This window comes from Spiribacter halobius (genome assembly GCF_020883455.1).
GTDB lineage: Bacteria > Pseudomonadota > Gammaproteobacteria > Nitrococcales > Nitrococcaceae > Sediminicurvatus > Sediminicurvatus halobius.
Genome location: NZ_CP086615.1, coordinates 2,960,419 through 2,980,902, shown reverse-complemented (window position 1 = coordinate 2,980,902; position 20,484 = coordinate 2,960,419). Strand labels below are relative to the sequence as shown.

Sequence of the window (20,484 nt, the reverse complement as noted above, 5' to 3'; positions counted from 1 at the left end):
CATTTTGTCCGCCGCACGGCAAGCCCCCGGCCGACCGGCGTGCCTGCTATGCCCGCGGGCGGTCTCGGGCGCCGCATGACGCGCCTCAGCCGTTACCTTGTGCGCGAGGTCCTGACCACCTGGCTGGCGGTGACCGTGGTGCTGGTGGTGGTGCTGCTCGCAAACCGGCTGGCACGCTTCATGGCCGAGGCGGCGAGCGGCGAGTTCCCGGTGGACGCCATCTTCGCCCTGCTCGGGCTCAAGCTCGTCTCCAACCTGGGCACGCTGCTGCCGGCAAGCTTCTTCCTCGCCGTCATGCTGGCGCTGGGCCGCCTGTATCGGGACTCGGAGATGACGGCGCTGGCGGGCTGCGGCGTAGGGCCCGCGCGTCTCTACCGGGCGCTGTTCGCCCTGGCGATTCCGCTCGCCGTGGGCGTCGCCGCGGTCTCCCTGGTCCTCGGCCCGACGGCGGAGCGGCTGGCGGACCAGACCCTGGCCCAGGCCCGCCAGGATGCCCAGTTCCAGGGCGTGCAGCCGGGGCGGTTTCTCGAGGTGGGCGGCGCCACCGTCTACGTCGCCGCGGTGGACGGCAGCGGACGCATGCAGGGTGTCTTCGCCCGCCTTCCCGGACCCGAGGGGGAGACGGTCGTGGTCGCCGAGCAGGCCAGCCGCCGGCTCGATCCGGAGGCCGGGGACGATTTCCTCGTGCTCGAGGATGGTCATCGCTACGACGGCACACCGGGCCAGGGCGCCTGGCGGCTGATGCGCTTCGCCCGCCACGGCTTGCGCATCGCCGAGCCGGAGCCGGTCAGCCTCGCGGCCAGTCGGGACGCGCTGCCGCCGACGGCGCTGCTGGGCGGCGGTCTCAGTGCGCAGGCCGAGCTGCAGTGGCGGCTGTCGCCGCCGGTCATGGTGCTGGTGCTCGCCCTGGCGGCTCTGCCGCTCGCCCGCAGCGCCCCTCGTTCCGGTCGCTATGGCCGCCTGGTGGGGGCGGTGCTCATCTACCTGCTCTACTTCAATCTGCTCTATGCCGCCGAGGACTGGATGAGTGACGGCTTCACGCCGCCGGTCGTCGGCGTCTGGTGGGTGCATGCCGTGGCGCTGGTGCTGGCACTCGGTGTCATGCGCTGGCGCCTCGGCCCGCTGCGCTGGCGGGAGCGCAGCGCATGAGTCGCCTGGACCGCTACATCGCCGGCACCGTGCTCGGCGGCGCCCTCGCCGCGCTGGTGATACTGCTGGCGCTGAACTTCGTGGTGGAGTTCATCGAGGAGGCGGAGGATATCGGCACCGGCGGCTACGGCCTCGGCACTGCCGTCGCCACGGTGCTGCTGGAGATGCTGCAGCGGGCCTACGAGGCCTTTCCAATGGCGACCCTGATCGGCGCGCTGGTGAGCCTGGGCACCCTGGCCGCGCGGCATGAGCTGGTGGCGATACGTGCCGCCGGGGTCTCAGTGGCCGGGGTGGCCCGGCCGGTGGTTATCGCCGGACTGCTGCTGGCGCTGATTGCCTCGGCCCTGGGCGAGTGGCTGGCGCCACCGGCCACCCGGCTCGCGCAGCAGCTGCGCAGCCAGGCCCAGGGCGGCGAGGTGGCGGCTGCCGCAGAGGGCTTCTGGGTACGCGACGGCGAGCGCTACCTGCAGGCGGAGCGGGCGCCGGCCCGCACCGTGCTGGAGGGCGTGACCGTCTACCGGCTGGCGGACAACCGGCTCGTGAGCATCACCCGCGCGCCGCGGGCGGAGTATCTCGATGGCGGCTGGCAGCTGCAGGCCGCGGAGGTCACCCGGTTCTCGGCTGCCGGCGTTACCGTGGAGCCGCCGACGACGCGGCGGCTGGCCGCGGACCTCGCGCCACAGACGCTGGAGGTGGTGGTGCTGGAGCCGGCGACCCTCGCCGCCGGCGAGCTGCTGCGCTACGTGCGCTATCTGGAGAACAACGGTCTGAGCAGCGACCGCTACCGGCTCGCGCTCTGGATCAAGGTCGCTACCCCGCTCGCGACGGTGACCATGCTCGTGCTCACCGTGCCGCTGGTGTTCGCCTCCCAGCGCGGCGGCGGCGCGGGTCAGCAGATCTTCATCGGGGTTCTGGTGGGGCTCGCCTTCTTCCTGCTCAATCGCTTCCTGAACAACGCGGGGGTAGTGTACGGGCTGCCGCCGGTGGTGAGCGCGCTGGCGCCGGTGCTGATATTCCTTGCGCTCGGCCTGTGGGGCCTGCGCCGGGTGCGCTGAGCGCGTCAGCGCTTGCGCGGCTTGGGCTCGAGCACGAGCCGCGTTCCGGAAAGCCGGTCGTGCCAGGTCAGGCCCTCACGGTCCACCAGCGCCCAGAGAAAGCCGGCGCCGGCGGGAAGCCACGAGAGCAGGGCGGCGAAGAAGCGCGCGTTCGCCTGGCGCAGCGTCACCGGCCCGCCATCGGCGGCGCGCAGGCGCAGCCGCCATGCCTGCATGCCGAGGGTGCGCCCCGCGCGCAGCCAGAAGCCGACCAGGAATCCCCAGGCGATGGCGAGCAGGTACAGGCGGTAGGCGGCGTCACCGGCGGCCACCGCCGCGCCGCCGGTGACCCCGAGCCATACGGCGCTCGCCCCCATCCACAGGGCGATCAGCAGCAATCCGTCGTAGAGCACGGCGGCGAGGCGCCGGATCAGGCTGGGCTGCATGGTGCCGGCTTCGGCGCTGGCCATGGCGGGACCTCGCGGTTGCGGATAGGCGAAGGACGAGGCGGGATGGTGCCCGTCTCCGGGGCTGGGCGCCATGTTTCGTGTACGACGCAGGAGCCGATCGGGGCAGGCATCGTCTCTATCTCAATCCGCCGCACTGGAGGCGGCTCATAGGCGGTGCCCAGGGCCAGCTGGGAATGCACGCAGTGTCGCGAGTCGGATATTGGCCAAGTCCGGGCCGAAAAGAGAAAGGGGCTGAGCCTTTTGAGCCCAACCCCTTGATCTGCCTGGCGCTCCCACGGGGATTTGAACCCCGGTTTCCGCCTTGAGAGGGCGGCGTCCTCAACCACTAGACGATGGGAGCGGTATTTCGGAGGGATCCGATTTGTGTCGCCAACGGCTGCCTGCCTGCACCCCGTCGGCGAGGGCTGATAGTATACGCGCTCCGCTTTCACGCACAAGAGGCGACCCCCAGTCCGTGAGCCATCCCCAGACCAGCCATCGGGAACCCGTCATCATCCCGCGCTCGGAGCATCGCATCTCCCGGGCCAGCATCAGCGACAATGCCCTCAAGGTACTGTACCGACTGAAGAATGCGGGGTACGGCGCCTACCTGGTGGGCGGCGGCGTGCGTGATCTCTCCCTGGGGCGCGAGCCCAAGGACTTCGACGTCGCCACCGATGCCACGCCGGAGGAGGTTAACGACCTCTTCCGCAACTGCCGTCTCATCGGCCGCCGCTTCCGCCTCGCCCACGTGCATTTCGGCCGCGAGATCATCGAGGTGGCTACCTTCCGGGCGCTGCAGGGGCCGCCGGACCCGGACGAGGAGCCGGACGACGACGACGCCCGCCTGATGGAGGACGGGCGCATCCTGCGTGACAACGCCTACGGCACCATCGAAGAGGACGCGCTGCGGCGGGACTTCACGGTCAACGCCCTGTACTACAACATCGCCGACTTCTCGGTGGTGGACTACGTCGGCGGCATGGCCGACCTGGAGCAGGGCACGCTGCGGCTGATCGGGGACCCGGAGGTGCGCTACCGGGAGGACCCGGTGCGCATGCTGCGGGCGGTGCGCTTCGCGGCCAAGCTCGGCTTCCGGATCCACCCCGAGTCCGCCGAGCCGATCCCGCGCCTGGCGGGGCTGCTCGCCGACATCCCCGCCGCCCGCCTGTTCGAGGAGGTGCTCAAGCTCTTCCTCGGCGGCCAGGGTGCGCAGACCTTCGAGCTGCTGCGCCAGCATGGCCTGTTCCGGCACCTTTTCCCGGCGACGGACACGGCACTGGATGACGACGAGCACGGCGAGCTGCTCGGCTTCGTCGCCCGTGCCCTCGCCAATACCGACCAGCGCATCAACGAGGACCGGCCGGTGACCCCGGCCTTCCTGTTCGGCGCGCTGATCTGGCCGGCGGTGCTCGCCCAGCTGCCGGGAGCGCGACTCGCACCCGACTGCGAGCCGCAGCTGCTGCACCAGGCGGCCACCGAGGCGGCGGAGCGGCAGCTGCGCACCGTCACCATCCCCAAGCGCTTCGGCGTCCCGATGCGCGAGATATGGCACCTGCAGCCGCGCTTCGAGCGGCGCACGCCGAAGCGCGCTCAGCGCCTGCTCGGGCATCCGCGCTTCCGCGCCGCCTACGACTTCCTGCTGCTGCGCGCCGAATCGGGCCTCGCCGACGCCGAGGTGGCGCGCTGGTGGACCGACTTCCAGCAGGGCAACGCCGAGGCCCCGCCGCCGAGCACCCCGCGCCGCAAGCGACGCGGCGGGCGCCGCCGCCGCAGCAGTGGTGGCGAGGGCAGCAACGACAGCACCGGCGGGAGCGACGGAGGCAGCACATGAGCGCGGCCACGGTGCGCGCCTTCGTCGGCATCGGCAGTAACCTCGATGACCCGCCGGCACAGGTGACGCGCGCCCTGGAGGCGCTGGCCGATCTGCCTGGCACGCGCCGGGTGGCGGCCTCGCGCCGCTACCGCAACCCGCCGATGGGCCCGCCCGGGCAGCCGCATTACGTCAATGCCGTCGCCGAGCTGGCGACGACCCTGGGACCCGAGCCGCTGCTCGACGCGCTCCAGGCGATCGAGGCCCGCGCCGGGCGGCGGCGGGCCGGCGCGCGCTGGGGGCCGCGGCCCCTGGATCTGGACCTGCTGCTCTACGGTGACCGGCAGCTGCGCACCGAGCGCCTCACCGTGCCCCATCCGGGCATCGCCACCCGCGCCTTCGTCCTCTACCCGCTGGCCGACATCGACCCCGATCTGCACCTGCCCGGCATTGGCCCGCTGCGTGAGCGCCTGGCCGCCGTGCCGGCGGACGGTCTGGAGCCGCTTGCCGAGGGGCAGTGACGCCCCCACCCCTCCCCGCGCATGGCACGGCGTGTTCGCCGGCCACGGCCTCGCGGACAACCAGCGCTGCACCGATGGCATAGCGAGAGCCTTCCCACGGCTGAACTCTTTGGCGCCTCCGTCTCGGCCCGGGCCTTACCGGCCCGCGCGACTTCAATCCCGGCACGGGTGCGCTGTAGAGTAGCGCCTCCACGGGCGGAGCGAGGCGTGCCATGTACAGCGGCAATCCGGACCGACGGCCGGCGGCCCCGGTGACGGTGTCCCGGCTGCGGCGCATGAAGAGCGAAGGCAAGCCCATCGCCTGTCTGACCGCCTACGATTACAGCCTCGCCCGGGTCGAGGACGCCGCGGGTGTGGACTTCGTGCTGGTGGGGGACTCCCTTGGCAATGTCGTCCAGGGCCGGCCCACCACGCTGCCCGTGACCGTGGACGACATCGTCTACCACACCCGCTGCGTCGTGCCCGCCTGCGAGCGGGCGCTGGTGGTGGCGGACATGCCCTTCCTGAGCTACACCGACGAGCGTGCCGCACTGGACTGTGCCGCCCGGCTGATGAAGGAGGGCGGGGCGCAGATGGTCAAGCTCGAGGGCGCCGGCGATCAGACCGGCATCGTCGCCGCCCTGGCCCGCGCCGGCGTGCCCGTATGCGCCCACCTCGGGCTGCAGCCCCAGCTGGTGCACAAGATGGGCGGCTACCGGGTGCAGGGGCGTGACGAGGCCGGCGCCGATGCCCTGCTGGCGGAAGCCCGGCAGCTGGAGGCGGCGGGGGCCGACGTGCTGCTGGTGGAGTGCATCCCCGCCGTGCTCGGAGAGCGGCTCGCCGGGGAGCTGGCCATCCCGGTGATCGGAATCGGCGCCGGCGCCGCCTGCGATGGCCAGATCCTCGTGGTGCAGGACGTTCTCGGCATCACCCCGGGCCGCTCGCCGCGCTTCGCCCGCGACTTCCTCGCCGACGGCGGCAGCATTCAGGCCGCCATCGGCGCCTACGTCGAGGCCGTGCGCGAGCGCCGGTTCCCCACACCCGAGCACAGCTTCTGACGGATCGCCCATGCATATCATCCGCCACGCCCAGGAGCTGCGCGCGCAGGTGCGCAGCTGGCGCGAACGCCGCGAGCTGGTCGGCTTCGTGCCCACCATGGGCAACCTGCACGGCGGCCATCTGGCCCTGGTGGACGAGGCGCGCAAGCGCTGCGACCGGGTGGTGGTCAGCATCTTCGTCAATCCGACGCAGTTCAGCCCCGGCGAGGACTTCGAAGCCTACCCGCGCACCTTCGATGCCGACTGCCAGGCGCTCGCCCAGCTCGAGACCGACGTCGTCTTCGCCCCGCCGCTGGAGGAGGTCTACCCGGACGGGCCGCGGCTGCGCACCCGGGTGGAGGTGCCGGAGCTCAATGACATCCTCTGCGGGGCCTTTCGCCCGGGACACTTCACCGGGGTCGCCACGGTGGTCACCAAGCTGCTGAACATCGTGCAGCCGGATCTGGCCGTCTTCGGGCGCAAGGACTACCAGCAGCTCATGGTCATCCGCACGCTGGTGCGTGACCTGAGCCTGCCGGTGCAGATCGTCGGCGGCGAGATCATGCGCGAGGCCGACGGACTCGCCATGAGCAGCCGCAATCAGTACCTCACCGCGGCGGAGCGCTCGCGCGCGCCGGTGCTCTTCCGCGTACTCTCGGATCTCGCCGAGCGCCTGCACACGGAGCGCGCCGACCCGGCCGTGCTCGAGGCCGAGGGCATCGAGGCCCTGCGCGCAGCGGGCATGACGCCGGACTATGTCAGCATCCGCCGCGCCGATGACCTGGGGCACCCCGGGCCTGGCGACCGGGAGCTGGTGGTGCTCGGTGCCGGCCGTCTGGGCAAGGCGCGCATTCTGGACAACGTCCCGGTCAGCCTCGCCGAGGGCCGGTGAGACTGCCAGCAGACCGCTTGCGAACAAGCGATCACGCGCGCCTCGCCGCGCCGAGGGGGAAGCATGCAACAGCTGAAGGACCTGCCATCCTGGACCGCCCTGCTGCGCCACCGTCGCGCGCTGCAGGACGTCTCCCTGCGCGAGCTCTTCGAGCGCGATCCCGGGCGCTTCGAGCGCTTCTCGGCGAACGGCCCCGGCTGCCTGCTCGATTTCTCCAAGAACCGCATCACCCACGAGACGCTGGACCTGCTGCTCGCGCTGGCCGCTGAGCGCGGACTGGAGAGCCGGCGGGAGGCCCTGTTCACGGGCGAAATCGTGAATGCGAGCGAGGGCCGCCCGGCGCTGCACACGGCGCTGCGCGGGCCGGCCAGTCCGCCGCTGCGGGTGGCCGGCGAGGATGTCGCCGCCACCGTGCACGCAACGGTCGAGCGCATGGCCGCGCTCGCCGACGCCGTACGCGCCGGCGAGCGCACGGGCGCCACCGGCAAGCCGGTGCGGGATGTCATCAATATTGGCATCGGCGGCTCCGACCTCGGCCCCCGACTCGCCCTGGAGGCGCTGGCCCCGCTGGCCGACGGCCCACGCGTGCACTTCGTCGCCAACGTGGACGGCGTCGAGCTCGAGCGGGCGCTCGCCGGCTGCGACCCGGAGACCACTCTGGTGCTGGTGGTCTCCAAGAGCTTCGGCACCAGCGAGACCATGCGCAACGCCGCCCAGGCCATGGACTGGCTGCGCCGGGGCGTTGCCTCCGCGGAGGCGGTGGCGCAGCAGGTGATTCCGATTACCGCCAACCTCGAGCGGGTGCGCGCCCTCGGCCTTGACCCGGAGCTCGCGCTGCCCATGTGGGACTGGGTCGGCGGGCGCTACTCGCTGTGGTCGGCGGTGGGGCTGTCGGTGATGCTGGGCGTCGGCGCGGAGCGGTTCCGCAGCCTGCTGGACGGCGCCCATGCCATGGATCGCCACTTCCGCGAGGCACCGTTGGCGCGCAATCTGCCGGTGATCCTCGGCCTGCTCTCGGTCTGGAACGCCACCGCCTGCGGGCTGCGCAGCCAGGCCGTGGTGCCGTACAGCGAGCGCCTGGCGCGGCTGCCCGGACACCTGCAGCAGCTGCTCATGGAGAGCAACGGCAAGTCCGTCACCGTCACCGGCGAGGCGGTGACCGCGGAGACCGTGCCGGTGATCTGGGGTCAGACGGGCACCCCCTCCCAGCATGCCTTCTTCCAGGCCCTGCACCAGGGTACCGACACCGTGCCCGTGGACTTCATCGGCGTCGCCGCCCCTGTGGCCGGCGAGTGCGGGGACGCCGAGGCGCTTACCGCCAATCTCCTCGCCCAGAGCCAGGCGCTGATGCGGGGCCGCAGCGCGGACGAGATCCGGGCCGAGCTCACGGCCGCCGGCGCGGCGGACGATGAGTCACTGGACGCCGCCGTCGCCGCCCGGGTCTGCCCCGGCAACCGCCCGAGCAACACGCTGCTGCTGCAAGACCTGGCGCCCGAGCGGCTGGGTGCGCTGATCGCCCTCTACGAGCATCGCGCCTTCGTCGAGGGCACCCTCTGGGGTATCAACTCCTTCGATCAATGGGGCGTGGAGCTCGGCAAGCAGCTCGCCGAAGGCCTGCTGCCCGCCGTCCGCGGCGAGGCGGAACCGCCGGCGAACGCGGACGCATCGACACGGGGGTTGGTGGCGGCATACCGGCGCTGGCGTGAGTGACCAGTTGCAAGTTGCAAGTAACAAGTTGCAAGCGAGAGCCGTCGTGCCGGGGCATGGCACAGCGACTCTCTTCAACTTGTAACTTGTAACTTGCAACTTGCAACTCGTTACCCGGGGTTCGCACCGAGCCTCCCCAACGCCCAGACGACATGCTCCCGGACGAGCTCCGAAGGATGCGATTCCCGCTCCCGCAGCGCCGCGATCGCGTCGGGGTCGGCCGGGCCGTTGCCGAGGGCGACGGCGAGGTTGCGTAGCCAGCGCTCGTGGCCGAGGCGGCGGATGGGCGAGCCGGCGGTGCGCTCGAGGAAGGTGGCCTCGTCCCAGCGGAACAGGCTCACCAGCTGCGGGCTGTCGAGGCCGTGGCGGGGCTGGAAGTCGGCCTCGTCGGTGGGCCGGGCGTAGCGGTTCCAGGGGCACACGGCCTGGCAGTCGTCGCAGCCGAACACGCGGTTGCCGATAGCCGGACGCAGGTGCTCGGGGATCGGGCCGTGATGCTCGATGGTGAGGTAGGAGATGCAGCGCCGGGCGTCGAGCTGGTAGGGGCCGGTGATGGCACCAGTGGGGCAGACGTCGATGCAGGCGCGGCAGCTGCCGCAGTGCTCCGTGGGGGGCGCGTCGGCGGGCAGTGCCAGATCGGTGAATAGCTCCCCAAGGAAAAAATACGAGCCGCCCTCCCGATTCAGGAGCAACGTGTTCTTGCCGATCCAGCCGAGCCCGGCATTGCGGGCCAGCGCCTTTTCCAGCACCGGCGCGCTGTCCACGAAGGCCCGGTAGCCGAAGGGGCCGATGCGCGCCTGGATGCGCTCGGCGAGCCGCTGCAGCCGCCGGCGCAGCAGCTTGTGATAGTCCCGGCCCACGGCGTAGCGCGCGATGAAGGCGCGGCGCGGGTCGGCGAGCACGGCATCGTCGGCGGCCGCGTCCGGTGGCCGGTAGTCCTTGCGCACGCAGATCACGCGCCGGGTACCGGGCACGAGCTGCGCGGGCCGCGCCCGCTTGACGCCGTGGCGGCCCATCCAGCTCATCTCGCCGTGGCGCCCGTCCCGCAGCCAGCGCAGCAGGTGCCCCTCGTCCACGGCCAGCTCCGGCTCGGCAATGCCGACGGCGTCGAAGCCGAGCTCCGCGCCCCAGCGCCGGATGTCGGCAGCAAGCACGGCGGGGTCAAGGGCTGCGCCCGGTTTCGGGTTTAAGGTTTCGGGTTTAAGGTTCGGCATGATCCGGCGGAGGTGCCTGTCCCAGGCGGTTGCGGCGGGCAGGCGCGGGTGCTTGGGGACACATAGGGTACGACAGAACGGGTGGGCGGGATTAGGCGGGATGGCGCGGGCCTTCGTGGGAATCGGATCAGGGACTTAGCGAGCGTGCCGGCCGGGCGCGGGGCGCGGGGGTGGTTTGCGACACGGCGCGGGCGACATGGCGCGGCGGGGCGTGTGCGACAGTAGCGGTGCGACCGAGGGCGCGACGGCGCGGAGGCGTTGCGGGGATCTTGCAAACACTCTTCCAGCGCATCGATGCGGCGTTTCAAGGCCTCGAGCTCGGGGCCGTCTAAGTTGCAGGCTTGTTGGTCGCGCGCGCTGTCGTCCTCCTGGTCGCGATTCCTCGGGCCGATTATCACCGTGTTGCCGTCGCCGACGATGTTGACGAGCGGGGCCTGGCGCTCGCGTGGCCGCTCGTGTTCCTCGAGGAGCTCGCCGATCTCCCTGGACAGGTCCTCGTCTCGCATGGATCCCCCATTCCGTCACCGATAGGCCGCGAGCTCGATGACATTCGCGACCGTGCTCTCAACAGGCTGCTGGCGGCGGATTGCGCAGAGCTCGAACGCCATCCGAGCGATCCTCGCCTCGATCTCCGGCGGGAGCTCTGTGCCGCGCCGCTCCAGCTGACGCCGTATCTCCAGGATCACATTTTCCAAGAGCGCTAGGTCCTGGGTTGAGATGCCCTGCGCAGTTTCGGTGTGATGGGTTCCCGAGCCCGATCCCTGGGACTGAGTTTGTGACTGAGGAATCGGGCCCAGCGTCGGCTCGCCCTCTCCCGTAAGTAGCCAGTTGGCATTAATGCCGAGCCGCGCTAGCCCCGCTATCACCTGCGCACCTGGCGTGCGGACGCCTGCCTCGTAATCCTGCCAGGAGCGCAGCTTGCTACCGCACTCACGGGCTATGCCGGATTGCGTGTATCCGAGCAGCATCCGTGCTCCTTTTAGCCTCTCGCCGAGCTCGTCCTGCACCACTTCACCTTATCCAAGCGGTGCAGTAGTGCACCGCTTCCCGGTGCCTGCACCACTTCCTATATGTATTTGTTCTAACAGCGGATTCGGAATTCCGTAAGCCGGATGGCCTGACACCCGAAGCGGTGCACGCAAAACGGCGTTGACGATGCACGCGATCCTGCGTATCGTCATGGGCCATGAACAAGTCAGCACACACAAACGCCCCCACCGACTGGCACCGCGCGGACATCGTCGCCGCCTTGTGGAAGGCGGGATGGTCGATCCGAAAGCTATCCCGCCATCACGGCTATGCCAGCCCGACCACCCTGGTGCACGCCCTCGACCACCGCTGGCCGAAGGGTGAGCGGATCATCGCGGCGGCCCTCGGCCTGGAGCCGGCGACGATCTGGCCGAGCCGCTACGCCGAGGATAGCGCGGAGGGCGGCGGCGCGTCTCATGGGGTGCGACAGAAAAACCGAGGCGCGGCATGACCTCAGTCCCTCGGCGGCCAGGTCTTCGCCCGGCGCTTGGTCTCGAGGAGCGCCTCCTGGAGCACCCGGCGCGGGATGTTGAGCACCGGGTCGTAGCCCAGCGGACCGCGGGGCAGCGCCTGGATGCTCACCGCCTCGCCCCGGCGTGCCTCCACGTCCCGATATCCCAGCGGCCGCACGAACTGGGCGCGGCAGAACGGGCACTCGTAGAGCGCCTGGTCGCGCGCAAAGAAGAAGAACGCCCGCACCACCCGGAAGCCCTTCAGGAAGCACATGTGAAGGGCCTGCCGCGGACCGCTCGCCACCTCCCACTCCACGCGGGGCGCGAGGAGGTGGTTGTCCCACATGAACTGCATCGGAGGGCAGCACATGTCCTTGAGATCGGCACGCACGTCCGGGTCGCCAAAGCCCAGGGAATCCATTCGATCAGCCCCCTTGCGTCGTTATCTGTGCTGGTTCTCAACGCTCAGCCCGGCGCATCAGATCGCCGAAATCCGGCGGATGCATGCGCCGCTCGAGCGCAGGAGCGACGCACGACTTCGAGCGTAGAAGGCGAGCGCCCGCGTCACCAGCGCAAGGCGCCGCGTTTTTTGGATGGGCAATTTCCGGGGGCCGCCAATGCGTAAACGCAATTGGAAAAGGGTGAGCCCGCGCTCGCTTCGGCACGCTATTGAGCTGTGCCTGGAATACGGGCGGGAGCGGCGGAATCTCTCGGTGGATCGCGTAGCCGATCTGATGGGGCTGCCGAGCAAGTGGGCGCTCTATAAGTGGATGGAGAGCGGCCGCTTGCCGGCGGTGCTGATCCGGCCCTTCGAGCACGCCACGGGCGCCACATTCGTGACGCAGTACCTGGCGGCGAGCGCGCACAAGCTCGTGGTCGACATGCCGAGCGGCAAGCCCGCGGCCGACGAGGAGGTGCTGGAGCTCCAGTCCGCCTGCAACGAGGCGGTGAACCAGCTTGCCCGCTATTACCGCGGGCAGGCCGACGCGGAGGAGACCGTCAGCGCGCTGACCAGCGTCCTCGGCGCCATCGCCGGCCACCGGGAGAACGTCGCGCGCTCCCTCGCCCCGGAGCTCGATCTCTTCGGGGAGGGCGAGGAATGACGGAGCACGCCTTCACGGTCCGGCAGATCGCCGACTCCCTCGGGATCAATGCGTCTACCGCCAAGCGGAGAGCATCCCGCGAGGGCTGGCCCTACGAGGAGACCACCGGCCGCGGCGGCCGCCGCCGGCTCTACCCCCTGGAGAGCCTCCCCGACGAGGTCCAGGTGGCGGTGCTCAGGCGCTTCCTCGAGGAGTCAAAGACGCCGGTGCGCACGCGCCCTGCGGCGAGCCGGGTCCCGGTGGACCGCGAGGCGCTGTGGGACGCCTTCGACCGCAAGCCGCAAAGCGTGAAGGACGAGGCCGCACGGCGGCTGAAGGCGCTGCAGCTCGTCGAGCGCCTAGTGGGCCAGGAGATCGGCCGCTCGCGCGCGGTGCAGGAGGTGGCCCGGGAGTACGGCGAGCACCGCGCGACGCTCTACCGCTGGCTCAAGGCCGTGAAGGGTTACGACCCGGCGGACTGGCTTGCCGCGCTCGCGCCGGGCTACAGCGGGCGCACCGCCACCGCGGAGTGCAGCCCCGAGGCCTGGGAGTTCTTCAAGGCGCAGTACCTGCGCGAGGAGGCACCCTCGATCGCGAGCTGCCATCACTGGACCGCGGAGGCCGCCAAGGCGCACGGCTGGGCCTGGCCGTGCGAGCGCACCGTCGCGCGCTGGGTGCAGAAGATCCCGCGCACGCTGCGGGTGCTCAAGCGCGAGGGCGAGCACGCCATGCTCCGACTCTACCCCTCGCTGCAGCGCACGGTGCGCGACCTCCACGCGCTCTACTGGATCAACGGCGACGGCTACCAGCACAACGTGTTCGTGCGCTTCCCCGACGGCACCGTCGGGCGCCCGAAGACCTGGTTCTGGCAGGACATCTACAGCCGCAAGATCCTCGCCTGGCGGACCGACCGCACCGAGCACAGCGACATGATCCGCCTCGCGCTCGGCGACGTGCTCGAGCACTACGGCATCCCCGAGCACGCGACGATCGACAACACCCGGGCGGCGGCGAACAAGTGGCTCACCGCCGGCGTGCCCACCCGCTACCGCTTCAAGGTGCGCGAGGAGGACCCGCTGGGGCTGATGCCGCAGCTCGGCATCGAAGTGCACTGGACCAGCGTCCACAAGGGCAAGGGCCACGGCCAGGCGAAGCCGGTGGAGCGCGCCTTCGGCGTCGGCGGCCTCGGCGAGTACGTGGACAAGCACCCGAAGCTCCTCTCCGGTGCCTACACCGGCCCGGACGTCACCGCCAAGCCGGAGAATTACGGCGAGCGGGCGATCGAGTGGGAGACCTTCGTCGCCGTGCTGCGCCAGGCGATCCGCGCCTGGAACGCCCGCGAGGGCCGCGAGACCGAGATCTGCGCGGGGCAGCTCTCCTTCGACGCCGCCTTCCGTGACTCCTACCAGCGCAACGCCGAGAAGATCCGCCGGGCGACCGAGGCGCAGCGGCGCATGTGGCTGCTCGCGGCGGAGTCGGTGACCGTCCAGAAGGACGCGACCGTGGCGCTGCGCATCAGCAAGGGCCCGCACGGCCGCAACCGCTACAGCTGTGACGCGCTCATCGAGTACGCCGGGCGCAAGGTCGTCGTGCGCTTCGACCCGGACCACCTCCACGAGGAGGTCCACGCCTACCAGCCGGACGGGCGCTACATCGGCGCCGCCGAATGCATCCTCGCCGCCGGCTTCGGCGACACCTCCGCCGGCCGCGAGTGGGCGCGCAACCAGAAGCGCCGCCTGCGCGCGGAGAAGGAGCGGGCGGAGGCCGAGGTGCGCATGAGCGCCGTCGAGGCCGCCGACTACCTCCCCGACCCGGAGCCCGAGGAACCGGTGCAGACCAACGTCGTGCGCGGCGCCTGGGAGGACCGCAAGCGCGCGGTGGGCAGCGACGTACAGCCGGACGACGAGCTCGAGGAGTTCCGGCAGCGCTGGCAGGACGACGTACGCGCGAGGGCGGATCGCCTGCTCTCGCAGCAGCTACCCATCGGGCCGCAGGGAGGGGATGAGGACTAAGAAAGCCCGGCGAGGTGGCAGCCCCGCCGGGCCTTGGGAAGCGCGGCCCCGCTGGGGCCGCATCAGCACGAAGCAGGAGTATGCCATGAGCGTGATTCATCTGCAGGGGGCTCTCCAGGAGGAGATCGCCCGGATCATGGAGGCCGAGGAGCTCACCCAGGGCTCCGTGGCGCGCGAGGCGGGGCTGTCCGCAAGCGCCATTTCGCGGTGGTTCAAGGGCCGTTACGAGGGCAACGTCCAGGCGCTGGAGTCGAAGCTCCGCCGCTGGCTAGACGCCCGCCGCGCCAAGCAGGAGCTCACCACGCAGCTCCCCGAAGCGCCGGACTGGGTGGAGACGCCCACCGCCACGACCATCCAGGCCGCGCTCAGCTATGCGCAGATGGCCTCGGCGATCAGCTGCATCTACGGCGGCGCGGGTGTGGGCAAGACCTCCGCCATCCGCCGCCACCAGCGCGCGTCCCCGAACGTGTGGGTGGTGACCGCCACCCCGACGACGGCCCGCCCGGGCCCGATCCTCTACCGCATCGCCGCCGCACTCGGCATCCGCACGAGCGGCGCGCTGCACCAGGTGGAGCACAACATCGTCGAGCGGGTGCGGGACACCCGGGGGCTGCTCGTGATCGACGAGGCGCAGCACCTCTGCCACCGGGCGCTCGACGCCGTGCGCTCGATCCACGACGCGGCCGGCATCGGTGTCGTGCTCGCGGGCAACGAGATCGTCTACTCCCAGCTCACGGGCGGCAACCGCTCGATGGGCTTCGCCCAGCTGTTCAGCCGCATCAGCAAGCGGGTGCGGCTCGGGCGCCCGAAGGACGGCGACGTGGATGCCCTGCTGGACGCCTGGGGCATCGACGAGCGCGAGGCGCGCCAGCTCGCCCACCACATCGCCCGCCGCCCCGGCGCGCTCCGCGGGCTCACGCAGACCTTGTCGATGGCGGCGATGTTCGCCGGCGGCACGCCGGGCGTGAAGCACATCCGCGCGGCCTGGGCCGACCTGGGAGGGGAGTGAGCCATGAGCACGCAGACCGCAGAGCTCTACGTGCCGGGGCCGCTGCACCCGGATCTGTTCGACGGCGAGACGCCCCTGATGGTCCCGCTACAGGAGGCGCCACGCCTCTACCGCGTGGAGGTGGGGTTCATCGTCACCTCGCGTGAATCCGTCCGGCTCGACGTGGCGGCCACGAGCGAGGAGGAGGCCTCGCGCCTGGCGCTCGAGCAGGCCGAGGATGAGGCGGCCCAGGACGAGGACGACTTCGACGTCGAGGACGTCGAGGCCCTCGACGCTGATCCGAGCGACAAGCAGCTGCAGGCGTGGATCGCACGCCGGGAGGTCCGGCAGTGAGCACCACCTATGCCGACGCCTACCTCGACCACTACGCCGATCGCTACGTCGAGCTCGGGCTCGCGCGCTGCGGCATCCGGCTCGAGCAGTACCTGCGCTCGCCCCAGGCCTGCGAGCGGGTGGCCCAGGTGTGGGCCGCCCGCGGCGGCCCGTGCCCGGCGCAGATCCTGCCCCAGGAGATCACCGCCGCCGAGCAGCGCCTCGAGCGCGGCCTCGAGGACTGCCCGCGCCGCGGCGGGGTGATCGTCGAGCCGCTCCACCACCACCGCCGCCACCGCCGTGGCGGCAGCGACTTCACCGCACGGAGGGCGCAGTCATGAGCACGCCGAGCTACGAGGCGGTCACCGACGAGGTCCGAGACGTCCTCGCCGCGGCGGGCCGCCCGCTCAACATCCGAGAGATCGCCGCCCGCTGCGACCTGGCGGACGGCATCGCATCCCTCGCGGTGCCGCTCAAGCGCCTGCGCGAAGCGGGTGAGGTGGTCGTCGCCGAGCAGGACTGCGACGGGCCGCGCTCCTACCGGATCTCGGACGACGGGGAGGCGCGGGCCACTATGCGCGCCGCCGGCGGCACGTCCAATGGCGCCTCCGCCCCGCCGGCGGATACCGGCCGCGGTAGCCTGCAGCGCCGCCTCAAGGCCCTGCTCGCCGAGAATCCCGAGGGGCTCACCACCAAGCAGATCGAGCAGATCAGCGCCATCCCCGCCGAGTCCGCCACCAAGGCTCTCGGGGTGATGCGGCGTGCAGGCGAGGTCGTCACGGACACCCGCCGCGGCCGGCCTGGGCGGTGGTGGCTGCCAGACCAGGCCCCGTCGGCGCTGCAGAAGCCGGAGCGTACCGAGGACGCGCCCGTGCCCGGCAGCTGGAAGTCTTACGACGATGCCTCCGAGCCCTCATCCGAGGAGGCAAAACCGGAAGCGCCGGCGGTGTCCTCGATGTTCGCGGAGCGCCACCGAAGCAACGTCACACCAGAGCCCCGGGGCTCCATGCGCGTCCTGGAGACCGAGGGCGGGCGCGAGCAGCCCAAGCCCTCGCACACCGGCCCCACCCGCTACGCCTACCGCTCCGACGGCACGCTGCTCATCGAGAAGCCGGGGCGGGATCCGCTGGAGCTCGACCGCGAGGCCGCGGAGCGCCTTTACCGCTACCTCACCGGCATCCACGACGGCGTCCAGGCGGCGCTTGGAGGTGACGCATGAGCACGGAACGCGACATCGACATCGACACCCGCCTCGCCGAGCTCGCCCGGCTCTGCCAGGGGTCCCTCCAGGGTCGCGTCCTCGCCTGCCTGCAAGAGCACCGCAAGCCGCTCTCCGCGCGGGACATCGCCGAGGCCCTGGAGCTGCCGAGCGCAGAGGGCATCGAGCGCGCCTGCCACGCCCTGGCCGCCGACGGGCGTGCCGTCGTGGACAGCCTCGGCTCCCACCGGCGGCTGATGTGGCGCTCCGTCGACGCCGGGCACTGCGACTGGTGCGGCATCTACGACCACCACCTGGTGGCCGGCGAATGCCCGCAGTGCCGCGACCGCGTGAGCGTCGCCCACCGCATCGTCCGCGACGCCGAGCAGCGGCGGAAGGAGGAGGAGCGAAGTGCCTAAGACCATTCAGCCCTACTGCCCGCTGCCGAGCCGCCAGCTGCTCGCGCGGCGGCTGGCCAACGGCAAGTACATCTTCGGGCCGGACGGTCTCGAGAAGCGCTGCTGCGGCTGCGAGGAGTACTGGCCCGCGGACACCGAGTTCTGGTTTGCCGTCCCGAGCGCAGCCGACGGTCTCCAGAGCATGTGCAAGGCGTGTTACGCGGAGCGCTATAGCGCCCGCAGGGAGGTGGCCTGATGAGCTCCATCACTCCGGACCAGGTGCTCGCAGCGCTCTCCCGGCATATCGGTGCCGATCGCGGTGTCGGCATCCGACAGCTCACCCGCGAGGTTCTGGGTGCGCCGGGCGAGGGCGGCGACGAGCGCGCGGTGCGCCACGCCATCCAGGAACTGCGTGAGCGTGGCCACCACGTCTGCGCCCACCCGAGCACGGGCTATCACCTCGCCGCCACCGACGAGGAGCTCAACCGCACCTGCCTCTACCTCACCGAGCGCGCCATGTGCTCGCTGCGCCAGGTGGCGGCGATGAAGAAGGTGAGCCTTCCCGACCTCAAGGGGCAGCTGCGACTGCCCACCTGAAGGAGAACCGCATGAAAGGCTTCGACACCCCCGAAACCAATCCCTTCCTCGATCGGCAGTACCAGGGCCGCTGGATGGGTGCCGTCTCCGCCGAGGACCGCAAGGAGCGCGTGGCCCGGATGACGCCCGAGCAGCTCCGCCAGGCCCGCCAGGTGCCCGGCCTGCAGCTCAGCGTGCTGAAGGCCATCGACGCGCGCCTTCGCCGGCTCGACCGCGAGGCCCGGGCCGCCAACCCCTACGGCTTCACCCTGCGCGACCTCACCCGGAGGGCCTGAGACATGGCGAGCGTCACCCTCACCGTCACCGACGAGCCCTCCGCCGGGCGCGTGCGCATCGAGCTCGAGGGTGATCGGGACTACCGCGCCCTGCCTGAGCCCGAGCGCACCCACGCCGAGCAGTGCGCCGAGCACATCTACAGCGAGCTCGCCTGGCTCGCCGAACGCATCCCCGACCGCCTCCGCGCCGAGGCGAAGGAGCCCGAGCATGAGTGAAGAGACCCCGATGGAGCGCATCGAGGCGCTCACCCAGGCCTACGCCAGCGAGCGCGACCAGCTCGCCGGCCTCGTCCAGGAGATCCAGGACGAGATCGACCGCATCACCCGCCGCGCCACGCCGGCCATCAAGGACCGCGTGCGCCGCGTCGCCGAGGCCCACGACCGCCTGCGCGCCGAGGTCGAGGCGCGCCCGGAGCTCTGGCAGGGCAAGCGCCGCACCGTCGTCATCGCCGGCGTGCGCGTCGGCATGGCCAAGGGCAAGGGCAAGATCGCCTGGGAGGATCCCGCGCAGGTAGTCCGCCTCATCCGCCGCCACTTCCCCGAGCAGGCGGACAGCCTCATCCGCGTCAAGGAGGAGCCCATTCGCAAGGCCCTCGGCAACCTCACCGTCGCCGAGCTCCGCCGCATCGGCTGCGAGGTCGAAGACACCGACGACCAGGTGGTCATCAAGCCCACCGACAGCCAGGTGGACAAGCTCGTGCAGCAGTTGCTGCAGGACGCCGAGCGCATCGAGCGGCAGGAGGTGGCGTGATGTGGTTCCGCAACCTCTGCATCTACGAGCTCGCTGAGACCTGGACGCTGCACACCGACCACCTCAACACCCGGTTGCGCGCCTTCGAGTTCCAGCCGGTCGGCGGTACCGAGCGCTCGAGCCGGGGCTGGGTTTCGCCGCTCGGCCGCGGCGACCGGCCGCTGGTCCATGTAGCCAATGGACGCATCATGGTCTGCCTCCAGGAGGAGGCGCGGATCCTGCCGCCTGCGGTTGTGCGCGACGAGCTCGAGGAGCCCGTCGCCGACCGCGAAGAGATTCAGGAGCGTCGCCTTGGCAAGCGAGAGCGGGCGCGCATGCGTGAGGAGCTCTACCTGGAGCTGCTCCCGCGCGCTTTCACGCGGACGACACGCACGCACGCCTACATCGACCCCGAGGAGCGGATTCTGGTCGTCGATGCCGCGAGCTGGCGCGAGGGGGAGGGGCTCACAGAGGACCTCCGTGCGGCGCTCGGCACCCTACCGATCCGGCCGTTGCAGACCGAGGCAAGCCCGCAGCAGGCGATGACCGCCTGGATCGCCCGGGACCAGTGGCCGGCCGGCGTGGAACCTGGCGAGACCGCCGTGTTCGAGGATCCGCGCGCCGCGGGTTCCGAGGTCCGCGTCAAGCGCCACGACCTGCGGACTGCGGAGATCCGCGGGCTGATCGAGCCGGGGCACCGCGTGCGGCGGCTGGCTCTGACATGGGATCAGCGCATCGATTGCGTGCTGGATGCCGACCTCTCGGTGAAGCAGCTCCGCTTCCTGGACGTGGTCCAGGACGACGCCGACGACCGCGAGCCGGAGAGCGCCGCGGAGCGCTTCGATGCGGACTTTTCGATCATGACGCTGGAACTGGCGCGGTTCGTCGAGGCGATGCGGGGATGGTTCACGCCATGAGCGCACAGACCAAGCAGCCCCCGGCCGAGCGGGCCGCCGCGCTCCGGGAGAGCGCCCGGCAGCTGCGCCAGTCGGCGCAGTACGCGGACGGGCCCGGGTATCACGAGGAGCTCCGCCGCGCCGGCGAGCTCGAGGCGCAGGCCGCGCGCCTCGAGGCGGACGCGCGGGCCACCGAGAATCGCCGGCGGCGCGAGCTCGCGCAGATCCATTTGGCGAAGAAGCAGCTCGGGCTCGACGAGGAGACCTACCGGGCGATGCTCTGGTCCGTGTGGCGCGTGCGCTCGGCGGCGGACCTCGACGAGGCCGGCCGCCGCGCCGTGCTGGATCACATGAAGCAGCGCGGCTTCCGACCGCGCCGCAAGGGGCGCAGCCGCCCGGCCGCCTCACGGGAGGACCTGGTCGCCAAGGTCCGCGCCCAGCTCGCCGCCGCCGACCGCCCGGACGCCTACGCGGACGGCATGGCCCGGCGGATGTTCGGCGTCGAGCGCTTCGAGTGGTGCACGCCCGACCAGCTCCGGCGACTGGTCGCCGCGCTCACCTACGACGCCCGGCGCCGCGGGAGGTCGCAGTGATCTGGTGGCTGTGGCCCTGGCCGGTCCTCGTGTGGGTGCCGCTCGCCCCGGCCGTACGGCCGGCCCGCCGCCCGAGGCGCCGGGCCAAGGTCACCCGTGAGGGCAA

The 20,484-nt window shown here is 71.2% G+C and carries 26 protein-coding genes and 1 tRNA gene; 22 read left to right on the top strand and 5 right to left on the bottom strand.

The genetic code is table 11. The annotated features are described in order from the left end of the window. Positions 1-75: 75 nt before the first annotated feature. Together lptF and lptG are read left to right on the top strand one after the other, a co-directional pair. Positions 76-1,149 carry an LPS export ABC transporter permease LptF gene (lptF, locus tag LMH63_RS13955; protein WP_158280376.1) on the top strand — a complete coding sequence of 358 codons (1,074 nt, stop codon included), beginning with the start codon at positions 76-78 and terminating at the stop codon, positions 1,147-1,149. Further along, a complete protein-coding gene (lptG, locus tag LMH63_RS13950; protein ID WP_109678791.1) occupies positions 1,146-2,204 on the top strand; it encodes an LPS export ABC transporter permease LptG in 1,059 nt (352 codons plus the stop codon). Before lptF ends, lptG begins: the two co-directional genes overlap by 4 nt. A 5-nt stretch (positions 2,205-2,209) precedes the next feature. Here the strand turns inward: lptG and LMH63_RS13945 are convergent, their stop codons facing one another. Further along, positions 2,210-2,653, bottom strand: a complete 444-nt coding sequence (locus LMH63_RS13945) for an RDD family protein (RefSeq protein ID WP_229332602.1) — start codon at positions 2,651-2,653, stop codon at positions 2,210-2,212. A gap of 264 nt (positions 2,654-2,917) precedes the next feature. Further along, positions 2,918-2,993 (bottom strand) — tRNA-Glu (locus tag LMH63_RS13940). A 114-nt stretch (positions 2,994-3,107) separates the two neighbouring features. On the opposite strand from LMH63_RS13940, the gene pcnB reads away from it, so the two are divergent. The 5 genes from pcnB (at position 3,108) to pgi (ending at position 8,584) form a co-directional block, all read left to right on the top strand. Next, complete coding sequence (pcnB, locus tag LMH63_RS13935; RefSeq protein WP_199225665.1) at positions 3,108-4,466, top strand: polynucleotide adenylyltransferase PcnB; 1,359 nt, start codon at positions 3,108-3,110, stop codon at positions 4,464-4,466. Continuing rightward, positions 4,463-4,966: a 2-amino-4-hydroxy-6-hydroxymethyldihydropteridine diphosphokinase gene (gene folK / locus LMH63_RS13930; RefSeq protein WP_109678792.1), complete on the top strand. Its 504-nt coding sequence runs from the start codon at positions 4,463-4,465 to the stop codon at positions 4,964-4,966. Before pcnB ends, folK begins: the two co-directional genes overlap by 4 nt. A gap of 212 nt (positions 4,967-5,178) precedes the next feature. Continuing rightward, positions 5,179-6,003, top strand: coding sequence for a 3-methyl-2-oxobutanoate hydroxymethyltransferase (gene panB / locus LMH63_RS13925; protein WP_109678793.1), 825 nt, complete (start codon positions 5,179-5,181; stop codon positions 6,001-6,003). Between the two features lie 10 nt (positions 6,004-6,013). Beyond that, entirely contained in the window at positions 6,014-6,874 is an 861-nt protein-coding gene (panC, locus tag LMH63_RS13920) for a pantoate--beta-alanine ligase (protein WP_109678794.1), read from the top strand. A 63-nt stretch (positions 6,875-6,937) separates the two neighbouring features. Further along, the gene (gene pgi / locus LMH63_RS13915) at positions 6,938-8,584 is read left to right on the top strand and encodes a glucose-6-phosphate isomerase (protein ID WP_109678795.1); all 1,647 of its coding nucleotides are present in this window, start codon (positions 6,938-6,940) and stop codon (positions 8,582-8,584) included. A 107-nt stretch (positions 8,585-8,691) separates the two neighbouring features. On the opposite strand, the gene queG is transcribed toward pgi, so the two are convergent. Both queG and LMH63_RS13905 read right to left on the bottom strand, forming a co-directional pair. Beyond that, on the bottom strand, positions 8,692-9,798 hold the full coding sequence (queG, locus tag LMH63_RS13910; RefSeq protein WP_229332797.1) for a tRNA epoxyqueuosine(34) reductase QueG: 1,107 nt from the start codon (positions 9,796-9,798) through the stop codon (positions 8,692-8,694). Positions 9,799-10,316: 518 nt separating this feature from the next. Next, on the bottom strand, positions 10,317-10,802 hold the full coding sequence (locus LMH63_RS13905; RefSeq protein WP_158280377.1) for a helix-turn-helix domain-containing protein: 486 nt from the start codon (positions 10,800-10,802) through the stop codon (positions 10,317-10,319). A 179-nt stretch (positions 10,803-10,981) separates the two neighbouring features. On the opposite strand from LMH63_RS13905, the gene LMH63_RS13900 reads away from it, so the two are divergent. Then, entirely contained in the window at positions 10,982-11,275 is a 294-nt protein-coding gene (locus LMH63_RS13900; RefSeq protein WP_109678798.1) for a helix-turn-helix domain-containing protein, read from the top strand. A gap of 2 nt (positions 11,276-11,277) precedes the next feature. Here LMH63_RS13900 and LMH63_RS13895 read toward each other — a convergent pair whose 3' ends face one another. Further along, positions 11,278-11,697, bottom strand: coding sequence for a hypothetical protein (locus LMH63_RS13895; RefSeq protein ID WP_109678799.1), 420 nt, complete (start codon positions 11,695-11,697; stop codon positions 11,278-11,280). Positions 11,698-11,989: 292 nt separating this feature from the next. Here LMH63_RS13895 and LMH63_RS13890 point away from each other — a divergent pair, with 292 nt between their 5' ends. The 14 genes from LMH63_RS13890 (at position 11,990) to LMH63_RS13825 (ending at position 20,378) form a co-directional block, all read left to right on the top strand. Beyond that, the gene (locus LMH63_RS13890) at positions 11,990-12,379 is read left to right on the top strand and encodes a hypothetical protein (RefSeq protein WP_229332601.1); all 390 of its coding nucleotides are present in this window, start codon (positions 11,990-11,992) and stop codon (positions 12,377-12,379) included. Continuing rightward, on the top strand, positions 12,376-14,370 hold the full coding sequence (locus LMH63_RS13885) for a transposase domain-containing protein (protein ID WP_109678801.1): 1,995 nt from the start codon (positions 12,376-12,378) through the stop codon (positions 14,368-14,370). Before LMH63_RS13890 ends, LMH63_RS13885 begins: the two co-directional genes overlap by 4 nt. 85 nt (positions 14,371-14,455) lie before the next feature. Further along, positions 14,456-15,379, top strand: a complete 924-nt coding sequence (locus tag LMH63_RS13880) for an AAA family ATPase (RefSeq protein WP_158280378.1) — start codon at positions 14,456-14,458, stop codon at positions 15,377-15,379. 3 nt (positions 15,380-15,382) lie between these two features. Continuing rightward, on the top strand, positions 15,383-15,712 hold the full coding sequence (locus tag LMH63_RS13875; RefSeq protein ID WP_109678803.1) for a hypothetical protein: 330 nt from the start codon (positions 15,383-15,385) through the stop codon (positions 15,710-15,712). Next, positions 15,709-16,032 carry a hypothetical protein gene (locus LMH63_RS13870; RefSeq protein ID WP_109678804.1) on the top strand — a complete coding sequence of 108 codons (324 nt, stop codon included), beginning with the start codon at positions 15,709-15,711 and terminating at the stop codon, positions 16,030-16,032. The genes LMH63_RS13875 and LMH63_RS13870 overlap by 4 nt, the downstream gene beginning before the upstream one ends. Further along, entirely contained in the window at positions 16,029-16,910 is an 882-nt protein-coding gene (locus LMH63_RS13865; RefSeq protein WP_109678805.1) for a hypothetical protein, read from the top strand. Before LMH63_RS13870 ends, LMH63_RS13865 begins: the two co-directional genes overlap by 4 nt. After that, positions 16,907-17,308: a hypothetical protein gene (locus LMH63_RS13860; RefSeq protein WP_109678806.1), complete on the top strand. Its 402-nt coding sequence runs from the start codon at positions 16,907-16,909 to the stop codon at positions 17,306-17,308. The genes LMH63_RS13865 and LMH63_RS13860 overlap by 4 nt, the downstream gene beginning before the upstream one ends. Next, complete coding sequence (locus LMH63_RS13855) at positions 17,301-17,543, top strand: hypothetical protein (RefSeq protein WP_199225666.1); 243 nt, start codon at positions 17,301-17,303, stop codon at positions 17,541-17,543. The genes LMH63_RS13860 and LMH63_RS13855 overlap by 8 nt, the downstream gene beginning before the upstream one ends. Beyond that, entirely contained in the window at positions 17,543-17,884 is a 342-nt protein-coding gene (locus LMH63_RS13850; RefSeq protein ID WP_109678807.1) for a hypothetical protein, read from the top strand. Before LMH63_RS13855 ends, LMH63_RS13850 begins: the two co-directional genes overlap by 1 nt. A gap of 11 nt (positions 17,885-17,895) precedes the next feature. Next, the gene (locus LMH63_RS13845) at positions 17,896-18,159 is read left to right on the top strand and encodes a hypothetical protein (protein ID WP_109678808.1); all 264 of its coding nucleotides are present in this window, start codon (positions 17,896-17,898) and stop codon (positions 18,157-18,159) included. A gap of 3 nt (positions 18,160-18,162) precedes the next feature. Further along, positions 18,163-18,375, top strand: coding sequence for a hypothetical protein (locus LMH63_RS13840; protein ID WP_109678809.1), 213 nt, complete (start codon positions 18,163-18,165; stop codon positions 18,373-18,375). Next, the gene (locus tag LMH63_RS13835; protein ID WP_109678810.1) at positions 18,368-18,910 is read left to right on the top strand and encodes a host-nuclease inhibitor Gam family protein; all 543 of its coding nucleotides are present in this window, start codon (positions 18,368-18,370) and stop codon (positions 18,908-18,910) included. The genes LMH63_RS13840 and LMH63_RS13835 overlap by 8 nt, the downstream gene beginning before the upstream one ends. Continuing rightward, positions 18,910-19,806, top strand: a complete 897-nt coding sequence (locus tag LMH63_RS13830; protein ID WP_109678811.1) for a recombination-associated protein RdgC — start codon at positions 18,910-18,912, stop codon at positions 19,804-19,806. The genes LMH63_RS13835 and LMH63_RS13830 overlap by 1 nt, the downstream gene beginning before the upstream one ends. After that, on the top strand, positions 19,803-20,378 hold the full coding sequence (locus LMH63_RS13825; RefSeq protein WP_109678812.1) for a gp16 family protein: 576 nt from the start codon (positions 19,803-19,805) through the stop codon (positions 20,376-20,378). The genes LMH63_RS13830 and LMH63_RS13825 overlap by 4 nt, the downstream gene beginning before the upstream one ends. The last annotated feature ends 106 nt before the right edge of the window (positions 20,379-20,484 follow it).

What these genes read in the sequence shown, in the direction of transcription:
- LMH63_RS13885 (WP_109678801.1), top strand. Translation starts at nt 12,376, where the DNA reads ATGACGGAGCACGCCTTCACGGTCCGGCAGATCGCCGACTCCCTCGGG.
- panC (WP_109678794.1), top strand. Translation starts at nt 6,014, where the DNA reads ATGCATATCATCCGCCACGCCCAGGAGCTGCGCGCGCAGGTGCGCAGC.
- LMH63_RS13945 (WP_229332602.1), bottom strand. Translation starts at nt 2,653, where the DNA reads ATGGCCAGCGCCGAAGCCGGCACCATGCAGCCCAGCCTGATCCGGCGC.
- pgi (WP_109678795.1), top strand. Translation starts at nt 6,938, where the DNA reads ATGCAACAGCTGAAGGACCTGCCATCCTGGACCGCCCTGCTGCGCCAC.
- LMH63_RS13845 (WP_109678808.1), top strand. Translation starts at nt 17,896, where the DNA reads ATGAAAGGCTTCGACACCCCCGAAACCAATCCCTTCCTCGATCGGCAG.
- LMH63_RS13860 (WP_109678806.1), top strand. Translation starts at nt 16,907, where the DNA reads ATGAGCACGGAACGCGACATCGACATCGACACCCGCCTCGCCGAGCTC.
- LMH63_RS13835 (WP_109678810.1), top strand. Translation starts at nt 18,368, where the DNA reads ATGAGTGAAGAGACCCCGATGGAGCGCATCGAGGCGCTCACCCAGGCC.
- LMH63_RS13825 (WP_109678812.1), top strand. Translation starts at nt 19,803, where the DNA reads ATGAGCGCACAGACCAAGCAGCCCCCGGCCGAGCGGGCCGCCGCGCTC.
- LMH63_RS13900 (WP_109678798.1), top strand. Translation starts at nt 10,982, where the DNA reads ATGAACAAGTCAGCACACACAAACGCCCCCACCGACTGGCACCGCGCG.
- lptF (WP_158280376.1), top strand. Translation starts at nt 76, where the DNA reads ATGACGCGCCTCAGCCGTTACCTTGTGCGCGAGGTCCTGACCACCTGG.
- LMH63_RS13895 (WP_109678799.1), bottom strand. Translation starts at nt 11,697, where the DNA reads ATGGATTCCCTGGGCTTTGGCGACCCGGACGTGCGTGCCGATCTCAAG.
- LMH63_RS13865 (WP_109678805.1), top strand. Translation starts at nt 16,029, where the DNA reads ATGAGCACGCCGAGCTACGAGGCGGTCACCGACGAGGTCCGAGACGTC.
- LMH63_RS13830 (WP_109678811.1), top strand. Translation starts at nt 18,910, where the DNA reads ATGTGGTTCCGCAACCTCTGCATCTACGAGCTCGCTGAGACCTGGACG.
- lptG (WP_109678791.1), top strand. Translation starts at nt 1,146, where the DNA reads ATGAGTCGCCTGGACCGCTACATCGCCGGCACCGTGCTCGGCGGCGCC.
- LMH63_RS13875 (WP_109678803.1), top strand. Translation starts at nt 15,383, where the DNA reads ATGAGCACGCAGACCGCAGAGCTCTACGTGCCGGGGCCGCTGCACCCG.
- LMH63_RS13850 (WP_109678807.1), top strand. Translation starts at nt 17,543, where the DNA reads ATGAGCTCCATCACTCCGGACCAGGTGCTCGCAGCGCTCTCCCGGCAT.
- panB (WP_109678793.1), top strand. Translation starts at nt 5,179, where the DNA reads ATGTACAGCGGCAATCCGGACCGACGGCCGGCGGCCCCGGTGACGGTG.
- LMH63_RS13880 (WP_158280378.1), top strand. Translation starts at nt 14,456, where the DNA reads ATGAGCGTGATTCATCTGCAGGGGGCTCTCCAGGAGGAGATCGCCCGG.
- LMH63_RS13840 (WP_109678809.1), top strand. Translation starts at nt 18,163, where the DNA reads ATGGCGAGCGTCACCCTCACCGTCACCGACGAGCCCTCCGCCGGGCGC.
- folK (WP_109678792.1), top strand. Translation starts at nt 4,463, where the DNA reads ATGAGCGCGGCCACGGTGCGCGCCTTCGTCGGCATCGGCAGTAACCTC.